10 protein-coding genes and 1 tRNA gene are annotated in these 13,489 nt (G+C 35.0%); 7 read left to right on the forward strand and 4 right to left on the reverse strand.

Annotated elements, in window-relative coordinates; genetic code table 11:
* Position 1: 1 nt before the first annotated feature.
* Positions 2 to 72: transfer RNA gene (locus ACRASX_RS02985), tRNA-Gln, on the reverse strand.
* Between the two features lie 246 nt (positions 73 to 318).
* Between ACRASX_RS02985 and ACRASX_RS02990 the strand changes: the two genes are divergently transcribed.
* Together ACRASX_RS02990 and ACRASX_RS02995 are read left to right on the forward strand one after the other, a co-directional pair.
* Positions 319 to 3,594 (forward strand): glycosyltransferase family 117 protein, encoded by a 3,276-nt coding sequence (locus ACRASX_RS02990; protein ID WP_432222370.1) that lies wholly within the window; start codon positions 319 to 321, stop codon positions 3,592 to 3,594.
* An 87-nt stretch (positions 3,595 to 3,681) separates the two neighbouring features.
* The gene (locus tag ACRASX_RS02995) at positions 3,682 to 4,320 is read left to right on the forward strand and encodes a polysaccharide deacetylase family protein (RefSeq protein WP_432222371.1); all 639 of its coding nucleotides are present in this window, start codon (positions 3,682 to 3,684) and stop codon (positions 4,318 to 4,320) included.
* 13 nt (positions 4,321 to 4,333) lie between these two features.
* On the opposite strand, the gene ACRASX_RS03000 is transcribed toward ACRASX_RS02995, so the two are convergent.
* Positions 4,334 to 4,630: a thioredoxin family protein gene (locus ACRASX_RS03000; RefSeq protein ID WP_066310944.1), complete on the reverse strand. Its 297-nt coding sequence runs from the start codon at positions 4,628 to 4,630 to the stop codon at positions 4,334 to 4,336.
* Positions 4,631 to 4,704: 74 nt separating this feature from the next.
* Positions 4,705 to 5,940: a metallophosphoesterase gene (locus ACRASX_RS03005; RefSeq protein WP_432222372.1), complete on the reverse strand. Its 1,236-nt coding sequence runs from the start codon at positions 5,938 to 5,940 to the stop codon at positions 4,705 to 4,707.
* Positions 5,941 to 6,303: 363 nt separating this feature from the next.
* On the opposite strand from ACRASX_RS03005, the gene polA reads away from it, so the two are divergent.
* A complete protein-coding gene (polA, locus tag ACRASX_RS03010; protein ID WP_432222373.1) occupies positions 6,304 to 9,141 on the forward strand; it encodes a DNA polymerase I in 2,838 nt (945 codons plus the stop codon).
* A gap of 76 nt (positions 9,142 to 9,217) precedes the next feature.
* On the opposite strand, the gene ACRASX_RS03015 is transcribed toward polA, so the two are convergent.
* Complete coding sequence (locus ACRASX_RS03015) at positions 9,218 to 10,252, reverse strand: LacI family DNA-binding transcriptional regulator (protein ID WP_066310954.1); 1,035 nt, start codon at positions 10,250 to 10,252, stop codon at positions 9,218 to 9,220.
* Between the two features lie 347 nt (positions 10,253 to 10,599).
* On the opposite strand from ACRASX_RS03015, the gene rplM reads away from it, so the two are divergent.
* The 4 genes from rplM to tsf all read left to right on the forward strand — a co-directional run bounded on the left by rplM (position 10,600) and on the right by tsf (position 13,431).
* Positions 10,600 to 11,055 (forward strand): 50S ribosomal protein L13, encoded by a 456-nt coding sequence (gene rplM / locus ACRASX_RS03020; RefSeq protein WP_066310957.1) that lies wholly within the window; start codon positions 10,600 to 10,602, stop codon positions 11,053 to 11,055.
* On the forward strand, positions 11,055 to 11,441 hold the full coding sequence (gene rpsI, locus ACRASX_RS03025) for a 30S ribosomal protein S9 (protein ID WP_066310960.1): 387 nt from the start codon (positions 11,055 to 11,057) through the stop codon (positions 11,439 to 11,441). Before rplM ends, rpsI begins: the two co-directional genes overlap by 1 nt.
* 247 nt (positions 11,442 to 11,688) lie before the next feature.
* The gene (rpsB, locus tag ACRASX_RS03030) at positions 11,689 to 12,492 is read left to right on the forward strand and encodes a 30S ribosomal protein S2 (RefSeq protein WP_066310963.1); all 804 of its coding nucleotides are present in this window, start codon (positions 11,689 to 11,691) and stop codon (positions 12,490 to 12,492) included.
* A gap of 114 nt (positions 12,493 to 12,606) precedes the next feature.
* Positions 12,607 to 13,431 (forward strand): translation elongation factor Ts, encoded by an 825-nt coding sequence (tsf, locus tag ACRASX_RS03035; protein WP_066310967.1) that lies wholly within the window; start codon positions 12,607 to 12,609, stop codon positions 13,429 to 13,431.
* The last annotated feature ends 58 nt before the right edge of the window (positions 13,432 to 13,489 follow it).

Raw genomic sequence — 13,489 nt, forward strand, 5'->3', positions numbered from 1 at the left:
GTTGGTCTACAAGGACTCGAACCTTGAAAGACTGCACCAAAAACAGTTGTGTTACCATTACACCATAGACCAGTATCAGCGGTTAAGCGAGTGCAAATTTAGAGCTATTTTCCGTTTGCGCAAGCTTTTTTCAAAGATTTTTTACTTTTTTTTCGTTTTTTTTTTATTCCGCATCAAAAGAACCCACAAACTCACTCAAGGACAGCAAATTAAGCAGTTCGCGGCTTTTTACTGAATTTTTTGTTAATCCACACTTCTTTACACAAAAAAGCATTTTCTTTGCAGCTAATAAAACGAATCCTATTTTAATACCTAAATATGACACAATTCAATTTCACTAAATGGAATACGATTATTGGTTGGTTTACATTTACAATCGCTTTAATAACCTACACTCTTACTGTTGAACCTACAATGAGCTTTTGGGATTGTGGCGAATACATTGCCACAGCTGCAAAGCTAGAAGTGGGACACCCACCTGGAGCCCCACTGTACCAAATGATGGGCGCTTTTTTTGCCATCTTTGCGATGGACGATCAACATATTGCATTGATGGTTAATATGATGTCTGTTTTCTCGAGTGCATTCACCATTTTGTTTTTATTTTGGTCTTCCTCTATTATTTTAAAGAAACTTGTGGCACGCTTTGCCGATATTAATACAAATAATGCCATTGTCATATTAGGAAGCTCGTTTGTTGGTGCTTTAACTTTTACGTTCTCAGATAGTTTCTGGTTTAATGCGGTTGAAGCAGAAGTGTACGCCATGGCAACTTTATTGATTGCTTTGCTATTGTGGCTTGGCTTGCGTTGGGAAGAAGATATGGATACTCCAAGAGGGAATAAATGGCTTTTAATTATCTCGTTAATCGTAGGACTTTCTTTTGGAGTTCACTTTATGGCTTTACTAACTATTCCTGCAATTGGTTTTATTTACTTTTTCAAAAACTATGAAACAGTAACGGCTAAAAATTTCATTATTGCCAATGTGGTTGTAATTGCCGTTTTATTATTCATTTTTAAATTATTATTACCTCTTACCATGGCTTCTTTTGGAAAAACAGAAGTTTTTATGGTCAATAAAATGGGACTTCCCTTTAATTCAGGAACCATATTTGTAGCCTTGCTTTTGATTGCATTCTTTTATTTTGGATTAAAATATACCAAACAAAAGGGATTTGTTTTCTACAACACCATTGTTCTTTGCATATTATTTATTTTAATTGGGTTTTCTACTTGGTTGATGTTACCAATACGCGCCAATGCAAATACGGTAATTAACGAGAACAAACCATCAGATGCTGCCGAAGTTCTAGCCTATTACAATAGAGAACAATACGGAGTTAATCCTTTGTTCTACGGACCACAATATACTTCGACTTTCGCTGGACTTGATCCAAACAATCCGTATACCGATTCGAAACCGAATTACGAGAGAGATTATGAAACGGGTAAATATATTGTTACCAATAATTTCAAAAATGCGGATCAAAATACCGACGATGCTCAAAAATCGTTTCTTCCTAGAATGTGGAGCACAGAACACATCGGTAATTATATCAATTTTACAAATCCTCCTCAATTTCGAATCAATCCAAATTACGATTACGAAAACGATTTGCAGCGCTACGGCATCGATCCTAGCCAATTGTCAGAACAAGAATATACACAAGCTATCGCTCGTTTACAGAGTGAAATAGAGAAAACAATCCAAGAATTTCGCACCGCTTATGCGCAGCGACAAATTGACAATGACGGTTACGTAAAATTCTTAAAAAGTTACGGAGATTATCTTATTATTGAGAAACCAACGACGGTAGACAACTTTAGTTTTATGTTCGAATACCAATTTGGCTACATGTATTGGAGGTATTTGATGTGGAATTTTGTTGGAAGACAAAGTGACGAACAAGGAAAATACGATAATTTAGATGGAAACTGGATTAGTGGAATCAAATTTATGGACTCAATTCATTTAGGTTCGCAAGACAATTTGCCAAGTGACGTTATAAATAATAAAGGAAGAAATATGTATTTCTTTCTACCCTTTATTTTAGGGTTAATTGGTTTGATGTATCATGCCACCAAAGACCGCAAGAGTTTTTATGTCCTACTGGTTTTATTCCTATTTACCGGGATTGCCTTAAAAATATACTTGAATGAAAGGCCATTTGAACCTCGCGAAAGAGATTACGCATTAGTCGGTTCCTTTTACGTGTTTGCCATATGGGTTGGTTTTGGGGTATATGCCTTGTATGAAACGCTACAAAAATATTTAGTTGCAAAAATTGCAGGACCTGTAATTATAGGATGTTGTTTATTAGGCGCGCCAATATTGATGGCTTCTCAAAACTGGGATGACCATGACAGATCGAATCGTTACACCGCTTTAGCTTTAGCTAAAAACTATTTGAATTCATGTGATGCCAATGCTATTTTATTTACCATTGGAGATAATGATACCTTCCCGCTATGGTATGCACAAGAAATTGAAGGTATTCGAACCGACGTGAAAATAGTAAACACCAGCTTGTTCATGACGGATTGGTATATCGACCAAATGAAAATGAAAACCTATGAATCGGAAGCACTACCTATTTCTTTTGACCACGATCAGTACGTAGGAGATAATTTAAATTACGTGGCACACATTAATAAAGTGGACAGCCGTTGGGATATTAAAGATTTTATTGATTTTATAAAAAATCCAAAATCAATTGTTGAAATGCAAAATGGTCAGACAATCCATTTTTATCCAACGAACAAAATTAGAATTCCGGTTGATAAGGAAGCAATCATTAAGAACAAAGTTGTTGCACCACAGTACAACGATTCAATTGTTCCGTATATTGACATTGACATTAAAGGAAGTGCGATATACAAAAACAGATTAATGATGTTAGATATCGTTAAGAACAATAACTGGAAACGACCAATTTATTTTAGTCCAGGTGCCTTTGATCCCGAAGATTATCTTTGGATGAAAGATTACTTGCAACTAGAAGGAATGGTTTACAAACTAGTTCCTATCAAAACAGCCTTCAATAAAGAAAATGGACCAATGGATATGGGACACATTGATTCTGAAAAGATGTACAATGTAGTTATGAAATGGGACTGGGGTAATGGCGACAGTGATAAAATTTACCACGATCCAGAAACAAGACGAAACAGCATTTCCTACCGAAGCAATCTTTCTAGATTAATGAAACAGCTTATTGTTGAAGGTAAAAATGAGAAAGCCAAGAAAGTAATTGATTTGGCCATAACCAAAATGCCTTTAGATAAATTTGGATTCTATTCGTTAGTAGAACCTTTTGCTGACGGCTACTATCAAGTTGGCGAAAAACAAAAAGCTCAGCAATTGTTGGATGCCTTGGTGATCAAATACCAAGAAAATCTTAATTACTACAGCTATTTAGATGCATCAGAACAATCAAGCTTGGCAATTCCTATCATCACGGATATTGAGCGCTACAGAAGCTTATTGCAAGTAATGAACGCTAATGAGGATGCAGCTTTTTACGAAAAGCACAAAAAAGTTTTCAATACGTACGTAAATGTTTTTGAGCGTTTTGGTAGAGAAAAGGAATAAAGCAAAAATATAGCACTAAAAAAATGCAGCACTATTGAAAAATACTGCTGCATTTTTTAATTTTGTACTGCACTAAAGTCTTCGATTATGAGTTTCTATTGGGTAAAAACAAATCAACTAATTAAAAAAATATTCGGAAATTATTATTGGGATTTGCCCAATCAGATTAAGAGCATCTATCTAACTTTTGACGATGGACCGACTCCAGAGATCACGGACTGGGTTTTAGATTTGCTAAAAGATCAAAACATAAAGGCTACTTTTTTTTGTATCGGCAAAAACATTCAAGCGAATCCATTACTATTCGAAAGAATTAAAAAAGAAGGGCATTCCATTGGCAACCATACCTTCAATCATGTAAATGGATGGAAAACAAAAAACAAACAATACATAAATAACGTCGAAATCTGCGAATGTTTATTAGACAATAAAAACAATGTTAGTAAATTATTTCGCCCACCATACGGCAAATTGACGAGATCACAGTCTAAAATATTACGCAATAAAGGGTATAAAATAATAATGTGGGATGTTTTGAGTGCCGATTTTGATACGACTATTGCACCAGAGCAATGTTTAAATAATGTCATTAGTACCGTACAATCAGGTAGTATAATTGTATTTCACGATAGTGTAAAAGCGGCAACAAACATGCAACATGCTTTACCTAAAGTTATCCGCTTTTTAAAAGACAATGGATATACTTTTGGAACAATTCCGAAGTAAACTTTAAAATTATTTACAGTTGTTCTTGAACAATACTAATAATGGTATTAGCATCCAACTCGCCAGATTGCCTCCAAATCATCTGCCCGTCTTTGTAGATCATCAAAGTAGGAAGACCTTTAATACGAAGCGCATCAGCTAGTTCTTGATTTTTATCAACATCAATTTTAATAACTTTAGCTTTGTCGCCTAGCGCCGCCGCCACGTCTTTAATTACAGGATGCATGGACACCGAAGAGTCGTTCCAATCCGTGTAAAAGTCTATTAACACTGGGACTTGTGCGTTTATAAGTTCTCCAAATTTTGACATATAAGCAACAATTTATGTTTGTTTTTATCTACGAATGAGCGAAGTTATACTGCAAATGTAGCATTTTTAGCGAATTACGTGACATTCTTTCCTTTTTTTAGTTCAATCACTGTTATTTCGGGCATTATACCTACTCGTCCTGGATATGCATGAAAACCAAAGCCACGGTTAACATATACGTATCTTCCTTTGTTTTCATACAAGCCTGCCCATTGTTTGTAAATGTATTCTGCTAAACTCCATTTAAAATATCCTGGAATTTCAATACCAAATTGCATTCCGTGCGTATGACCTGAAAAAGTCAAATGAAAGTTTTTTGGATGTTCTTTTATTTCATACTCCCAATGACTTGGGTCATGACTCATTAAAATCTTAAAATCATCTTGATTGACTTGTTGCGAAGCTTTATTTAAATCCCCTGCTTGCTTGAAGTTGTTACCCCAATTTTCAACACCTACTAATGCAATTTTCGATCCGTCTTTTTCGACATATCGATGCTCATTCAATAGTAAATCAAACCCAATTTGACCGTAGAGACTTTTAATCCCTTCAAAATTTTCGTTTTTTAGGGTTTGAGTGGGCCACGTAACATATTCCCCGTAATCATGATTTCCTAAAACGGCAAACTTTCCGTATTTGTAGTCTTTTATTCGATTGAATGTTTCCAACCAAGGATGCATTTCAGTAGCATGCGTATTTACAATATCACCAGTAAACAAAATCATGTCGGTATCTTGCTCATTAATCAAGTCAATGGCATAGTTTATTTTTTCAGCATTATCAAAGCTTCCGCTGTGCACATCTGAAATCTGTGTAATCTTAAATCCATCAAAAGCGTCAGGCAAATCAGGAAAAAAGACGGTTTGCTTAACTACTTTAAAATTATATTTTCCCTCAAAGATTCCGTAAATTAAAGATAAAAAAGGCACCGCCGCCAATCCTAAAGCCACCTGACTTATAAATTTACGTCTATTCGGCATCATTTCGTTTCGTGGAGCATTGTACATAAAATAGTTCACAACACTTGCTCCTAGTCTAAAAATGTCTTCTCCTAAAAGAATTATAGTCACTATAATTTTAGGCACATATACCAATAACATCATCGCCATAACAAACATGGTATGCCTGGTTTGTCCTTCAGAACGATCAAATTGTGTGAAAGAATAAACGAGATAGGCAAACAAAAATATACTAACAAAAATATAACTTAAAAGTAGCCATCTGGGCTTGATGAGTGTTTTGAAAGCTTGGTACGCATACGCTTCAATCAATAAAAAAATAACTGCAATAAATATAAAACGGAATCCCATTTAAAAAAATTTTCAACAAAGTAACAAATAATGCTAGTGGATTGGCTTTTTATTATATAAAATTTAACGCCGCAAAAAAAATAAAGGTATTCCAATATAACTCTTATAACTCTGCACCTCGTAAACCAATAAAATTGGTGTACTAGCCATTTACTAAAACTGCTAAACAACAGTACAATCTATAAATTTATATTACTTAAATGAAGATAGTATGAAGAAACGCTGCTCAATTAGATCTCCTATTCACGTGATCATTTTACTAAAGTAACAACAGCCTTGTTTATCCGTTCTTCAATTAATTCTGGTGTTCCAATTCTTTTTTAAAGGGCAATTGCTTATTTTTACCAGCTAATACAATTTTTTATGTCAACTCAAAAACGTCTTTTTCTTCTCGATGCGTATGCCTTAATTTTTAGAGGTTATTATGCTTTTATAAAAAACCCTCGAATCAACTCGAAAGGAATGGACACTTCGGCAATTATGGGCTTTATGAACTCTCTTTTGGATGTCATTCGAAGAGAAAAACCCGATCATTTGGCCGTAGCTTTTGACAAAGGTGGAAGTGAATTGCGTAGCGAACTTTATCCTGAATATAAAGCGCACCGAGACGAAACTCCTGAAGCAATAAAAATTGCAATTCCGTACATACAAGATTTATTGCGCGCCATGCACATTCCGATTATTGAATTGGCGGGTTGCGAAGCCGATGATCTAATTGGAACCATCGCCAAACAAGCCGAAAAACAGAATTACAAAGTTTTTATGGTGACTCCGGACAAGGACTTTGCACAATTAGTTTCCGAAAATATTTTCATGTATAAACCTGCACGAATGGGAAATGGAATTGAGATTTGGGGAGTACCTGAAGTTTTGGCAAAATTTGAAATTGAAAGACCTGAGCAAGTCATTGACTTTTTGGGAATGATGGGTGACTCTGCTGATAATATTCCGGGATTACCAGGTGTTGGCGAAAAAACGGCCAAAAAATTCTTAGCGCAATACGGTTCGATGGAGAATCTTCTAGATAACACACACGAATTGAAAGGTGCCATAAAAACCAAAATTGAAGCCAACAAAGAACTCGGACTACTATCTAAAAGATTAGCAACTATTTTGTTAGATTGCGACGTCACTTTTCATGAAGAAGATTACGAATTGTCTCGTCCTGATATCGAAAAAACGGCAGCGCTTTTCAGTGAATTAGAATTTAGACGAATGGCCGAACAGTTTGATAATTTATTTAATTCTGATGGAAATCCTGCAACCAATACGGTTACTGACGGTAAAATAAACAAAAAATCAGGAGCGAATATTGAAGAGCAATTTGACTTGTTTGGAAGTGGCGCAACAGGCGATACGGCCGAAGATGTAATGGCTTCTTTTTATTCGAATTTAGAAAACACACCCCACTCTTATCAAATCATTCAGGGTGATTTGGGTTTGAAATTATTATTGCAAAATTTACAAAATCAAACACAAGTTTGTTTTGATACCGAAACCACTGGTCTAGATGCTTTGCATGCCGAGTTGGTCGGAATTGCTTTTTCTTATGAAAAAGGAAAAGGGTTTTACGTTCCATTTCCAGAAAGCCAAGAAGAAACAACCGCATTATTACAGAAATTTATTCCGTTTTTCGAGAATGAAACTATTGAAAAAGTAGGCCAGAACTTAAAATACGATTTAAAAATTTTATCAAATTACGGCATTCAAGTCAAAGGCAGGTTGTTTGACACGATGCTTGCGCATTATCTCATCAATCCAGATATGCGTCATAATATGGACATTTTATCTGAAACTTATCTGAAATATGCTCCGAAACCAATTGCAGATTTAATTGGTAAAAAAGGAAAGAATCAGAAATCAATGCGCGATATTCCGCTAGAAGAAGCCAAAGAATATGCCGTTGAAGACGCAGACATTACTATGCAATTGGCACAATTATTTTCTGCTGAATTGGATGCCACTGAAACTCAGAAATTATTTACTGAAATCGAAATTCCGCTTTTGCGTGTTTTGGCAGCCATGGAAACCGAAGGCATCAACTTAGACGTTGACTTCTTAAAAAACATGTCGGTTGACATGCAAAAAGAAATTGACACCTTCGAACAGAAAATTTATGAAACAGCTGGAGAGCAGTTCAATTTGGCGTCACCTAAACAATTGGGTGATATTTTATTTGACAAGTTAAAAATTGGCGGAGCGAAGCAAAAGAAAACCAAAACTGGTCAATATGCTACTGGTGAAGAAGTGTTATCGTATCTGGTAAACGAGCACGAAATTGTAAAAGATATTTTAGAATGGCGCCAGTTAGTTAAACTACAAAGTACGTATGTTAATGCGCTGCCTTTGCAAGTTGATTCGGTTACCAAAAGAGTACATACGGAATACATGCAAGCTGTTGCTGCAACCGGACGTTTGAGTTCTAACAATCCCAATTTACAGAATATCCCAATTCGCACCGAACGAGGCCGACAAATAAGAAAGGCTTTTGTAGCTCGCGACGAAAACTACACTTTGATTTCTGCCGATTATTCGCAAATCGAATTGCGCATAATTGCAGCTTTGAGTGGCGAAGAAAACATGATCCAAGCATTTAAAGACGGAGAAGACATTCACAAATCTACAGCTGCCAAAGTTTTTGATGTTCCTTTGAATGAAGTTACGCGCGAACAGCGTAGTCATGCTAAAACAGTAAACTTCGGAATTATATATGGCGTTTCTGCTTTTGGATTGAGCAGCCAGACCAATTTATCTAGAAGTGAAAGTGCGGCTTTGATTGAGGCCTACTACAAAACTTATCCAAGATTGAAGTCTTACATACAAGAACAAATTGAATTGGCTCGAGAAAACGGCTACGTACAAACTATTCTGGGTAGACGCCGCTATTTAAAAGATATTAATTCGCCTAATGCAGTAGTACGAGGTGCAGCCGAAAGAAATGCGGTCAATGCGCCAATACAAGGAAGTGCTGCCGATGTGATTAAAATTGCAATGATTAACATCTACAAAAAATTAACCGAAGAAAACTGGAAATCAAAAATGCTATTGCAAGTGCATGATGAACTTGTTTTTGACGTGCATAATGATGAACTAGAAAAAATTCAGCCAATGATCAAGCACGAAATGGAAAACGCTTTTATGATGGTCGTTCCGCTGGATGTAGAATTGGGTGTTGGTAAAAACTGGTTGGAAGCACATTAAAATATACATTACAACTCTTAAAAAAAAATCCATTTGTTTTTGAACAAATGGATTTTTTTTTGCTTTAAATTTTTTTCTACTTTTTCTTTTTAGCAGTAGATTCTCTTTCTTTCAATACTGTTTTAATAACTATCGTTTCGTAAGGAGATTCGACTCCTTCTGGTTCTTCAAGCCTATCAATTAAAAGTTTAGCGGCTACTTCTCCAATTTCTGGTCCGTGCTGACTCACAGTTGTCAAACTTGGTGTCAAACGGCGAGACGCTAAAATACCGTCAGCAAAGCCAATAATAGCCAAATCTTCAGGAATGCGAAAACGTCTTTTTAATCCTGTCTTTAATGCAATAACCGAGTCGTTTTCATCCAATGCAAAAACGGCGTCTATTAAATTGTTATCAAAAACGGAATCCACTTTACTTTTTAGTTCCTCTTCTGATTCTGTTCTAAGAATTATTTTTTTATTGATCGGAAAGTTATTCTCCTCTAAGGCTTTCAAATACCCTTCGGCCCGTAATTTTCCAACACTTAAATTATCTACAGAAGAAAGCAACGCAATATTTTTACACCCTAAATTAATTAAATATTGTGTCGAGTTGTAAGCAGAGTCAAAATCATCGACTACTACTTTATCACACTCAACTCCTTCAGCAATTCGATCGAACATGACAATTGGCGTTCCATCATTAATTATTTCAGTAAAATGCTTGTATTCTTGTTTAGATTGTGCCTCTTCAGAAACCGATAAAATAAAACCATCAATCGTTCCATTACTTAGCATATCTAAGGTATGAATCTCTTTTTCTAATGATTCATTGGAAATGCACGTAATAACATTGTATCCTTTTTCTTCGGCCACTTTTTCGATACCACTAAAAACCTTGGCAAAAAAGGAATTCAAAATATTAGGTAAAATAACACCGATCGTTTTGGTCTTTCTGTTTTTAAGATTTAAACCAATAACGTTGGGCTTGTAATTTTTGAGTTTGGCATACTCTTTTATTTTAATTTTTGTTTGTTCGCTAATTTCAGGACTATCGTTGAGTGCTTTTGAAACAGTCGATACAGAAACGTTTAGTTCTTTTGCAATTTGCTTTAAAGTTGCTTTAGCTTTCATAAATGGTATTTATTGTTTTAATTCATGCCAAAAAAAATTGTCAAAATTTTCGAAATAATTCACTAAAAACTGAGTCTAAATTTTATTCTATTTGTCGCATGCCTTTAAGATGAAAAAAGTGTAATATACAATAATTTTCACTTACAAATGTAGTATAAATATTGAAACGTATATTTGTCTGAATTTGAAAAATAGAATATAGTGACTTAAAACACTAAAAACCTAATTGATAATCAACTGATAACCAACAAAAAAAATATATAACTTAAGGTATTTGTATTTAAAATAATTAATTGTACTTTTGCATCCCCTTTATTGGGGATGGAATGTTTAATTAAAATAATATTATGGACGCATTAAGCTACAAGACAGTTTCAGCAAACAAAGCCACAATCACAAAAGAGTGGATTGTTGTAGATGCTGATGGTCATAACTTAGGTCGTCTTGCTTCAAAGGTTGCAATGATCTTAAGAGGTAAGTACAAGCCAAGTTACACACCGCACGTGGACTGTGGAGATAACGTAATTGTTATCAACTCAGAAAAAATTAACCTTACAGGTAAAAAAATGGATGACAAAATTTACATGCGTCATACAGGTTACCCAGGAGGACAAAGAACTTTAACTGCTAAAGTATTGCAATCTAAAAACCCTGCATCTTTAGTAGAAAAAGCGGTAAAAGGAATGTTACCTAAAAACAAATTAGGTGCTGAACTTTTCAGAAATTTAAATGTTGTTGTAGGTTCAGAGCACAAACAAGGGGCTCAAAAACCGAGAACAGTTAACCTTAACGATCTTAAGTAATGGGAGTTATTCACAAAATCGGTAGAAGAAAAACCGCTGTTGCACGTGTTTATGTTTCGGAAGGAACAGGACAAATCACTGTAAACAAAAAAGAATTCGCAACTTACTTTCCAACTGCAACTTTACAGTACAAAGTTTTACAACCAATGTCTATGACAGAAAATGTAAACAACTTTGATGTAAAAGTTAATGTTTACGGAGGTGGTTCAACTGGTCAAGCAGAAGCAGTAAGAATGGCATTGGCACGCGTTATGTGTGAAGTAAATGCTGAGAACAGAGCTATCTTGAAACCAGAAGGTTTATTGACAAGAGATCCAAGAATGGTTGAACGTAAGAAATTCGGTCAGAAGAAAGCTCGTAAGAGATTTCAATTCTCTAAACGTTAATATTACCTGTCTTGTACAACATGTACGAGACAGCATCAATTTATTATTGAATTTAAAAAACACAGTTGTTGTTGCTCTCCTATCGAGGTAGGAAATAGTTTAGCATCTAAATGAAACTGGGATTGAAAGATTAGAAAATTGAATAGTTATAAGATTTCGTTCTGAAATTTTTAAATACTTGAATTTTTTAACTCAAGAACTCCATAACGGGACATTGCTAATCAACAGAACGTAAACTAGTACAAAAATGGCAAACAAAATAGAAGTTAAAGACTTACTAGAAGCAGGTGTTCACTTCGGACACATGACTAGAAAATGGGATCCAAACATGGCTCCTTACATTTATATGGAGCGTAATGGTATTCACATTATCAATCTATACAAAACAGTAGCAAAAATTGAAGAAGCTAATGAAGCTTTGAAAAAAATCGCTGCATCAGGTAGAAAAATATTATTTGTTGCTACCAAAAAACAAGCAAAAGACATCGTTGCTGAAAAAGCAAAAGCTGCAAACATGCCGTACATCACTGAAAGATGGCCTGGTGGAATGTTAACAAACTTTGTTACCATTCGTAAAGCAGTTAAGAAAATGGCTACTATTGATAAAATGAAGAAAGATGGTACTTTCATGACTTTATCAAAAAAAGAGCGTTTGCAAGTTGATCGTCTTCGTGCTAAATTAGAAAAAAACTTAGGTTCAATTGCTGATATGTCTAGACTACCTGCAGCATTGTTCGTAGTAGATATTAAAGCAGAACACATCGCTATAAAAGAAGCTCAAAAATTAAACATTCCAGTTTTTGCAATGGTTGATACTAACTCTGATCCACGTGAAGTAGAGTTTGTAATTCCATCAAATGATGATGCTTCTAAATCAATCGACAAAATTTTAACTTTAGTAACAGCTGCGATCGTTGACGGTCTTTCTGACAGAACTTCTGATAAAGAAACTGAAACTGTAGCTACTGAAAACGCTGCTCCAGCAACTCCAGCTGCTCCGGCAGTAGAAGCTGCTCCAGCTGTTGAGGCTGCTCCAGAAACTAAAGAATAAATCAAACAATTTAAAGATTGGAAGATTTAAAAATTAAAAGAATATTGATTGTCAAATTAGTAAACTTTAAATTTTTAAATTTTTCGATCTTTTAATCTTTAAACTAAAAACATTATGGCAACAATTACTGCTGCAGACGTAAATAAATTAAGAACAATCACTGGTGCAGGAATGATGGACTGCAAAAAAGCATTGGTTGAAGCAGAAGGAGATTTTGATTTAGCAATCGAAAACTTACGTAAAAAAGGACAAAAAGTAGCTGCAAACCGTTCAGATAGAGAATCTACTGAAGGAGCTGCTATCGCTGTTGTTAATGCTGAGAAAACTGCTGGTGTAGTGATCACATTAAACTGTGAGACTGACTTCGTTGGTATGAACGAAAGCTTCGTGAAAATGGCTACTGAAATGGCTAATTTAGCGTTGAACTTTAATACTAAAGAAGAATTTTTAGCTTCAGATTTCAACGGAATCACTGTTGCTGATAAATTAATCGAGCAAACAGGTGTTATTGGTGAAAAATTAGAAATTAGAACTTTTGAGAAATTAGAAGGTGCTTTTGTTGGATCTTACATTCACTCAGGAAACAAAATTGCTACAATAGTTGCTTTATCTGCAAAAGTTGATGGTGCTGAAGAAGCTGCTAGAAACGTTGCAATGCAAGCTGCTGCTATGAACCCAATCGCTTTAGATGCTGATGGTGTTGATGCTGCAATTGTAGAAAAAGAAATTGAAATCGCAAAAGAACAATTGCGTGCTGAAGGAAAACCAGAAGCGATGTTGGAAAACATTTCTAAAGGTAAAATTCAACGTTTTTACAAAGACAACACTTTAGTAAACCAAGATTATATTAAAGATGGTTCAGTAAGCGTTGCTGCTTACGTAAAATCTGTAGATGCTAACCTAACAGTTACAGGTTTCAAAAGAGCTGCTTTAGGATAGTCTATTGCGGTTGAATTTTCAAATTTTACTTATATAAAATCTCATTTGGCCTTAAAAC

The sequence above is a fragment of the Flavobacterium sp. TMP13 genome (assembly GCF_050847115.1).
Lineage (GTDB): Bacteria > Bacteroidota > Bacteroidia > Flavobacteriales > Flavobacteriaceae > Flavobacterium.

Bases quoted from the DNA above. Each gene is read 5' to 3' on its own strand.
- ACRASX_RS02990 (WP_432222370.1), top strand. From the start codon at position 319: ATGACACAATTCAATTTCACTAAATGGAATACGATTATTGGTTGGTTT.
- ACRASX_RS02995 (WP_432222371.1), top strand. From the start codon at position 3,682: ATGAGTTTCTATTGGGTAAAAACAAATCAACTAATTAAAAAAATATTC.
- ACRASX_RS03000 (WP_066310944.1), bottom strand. From the start codon at position 4,630: ATGTCAAAATTTGGAGAACTTATAAACGCACAAGTCCCAGTGTTAATA.
- ACRASX_RS03005 (WP_432222372.1), bottom strand. From the start codon at position 5,940: ATGGGATTCCGTTTTATATTTATTGCAGTTATTTTTTTATTGATTGAA.
- polA (WP_432222373.1), top strand. From the start codon at position 6,304: ATGTCAACTCAAAAACGTCTTTTTCTTCTCGATGCGTATGCCTTAATT.
- ACRASX_RS03015 (WP_066310954.1), bottom strand. From the start codon at position 10,252: ATGAAAGCTAAAGCAACTTTAAAGCAAATTGCAAAAGAACTAAACGTT.
- rplM (WP_066310957.1), top strand. From the start codon at position 10,600: ATGGACGCATTAAGCTACAAGACAGTTTCAGCAAACAAAGCCACAATC.
- rpsI (WP_066310960.1), top strand. From the start codon at position 11,055: ATGGGAGTTATTCACAAAATCGGTAGAAGAAAAACCGCTGTTGCACGT.
- rpsB (WP_066310963.1), top strand. From the start codon at position 11,689: ATGGCAAACAAAATAGAAGTTAAAGACTTACTAGAAGCAGGTGTTCAC.
- tsf (WP_066310967.1), top strand. From the start codon at position 12,607: ATGGCAACAATTACTGCTGCAGACGTAAATAAATTAAGAACAATCACT.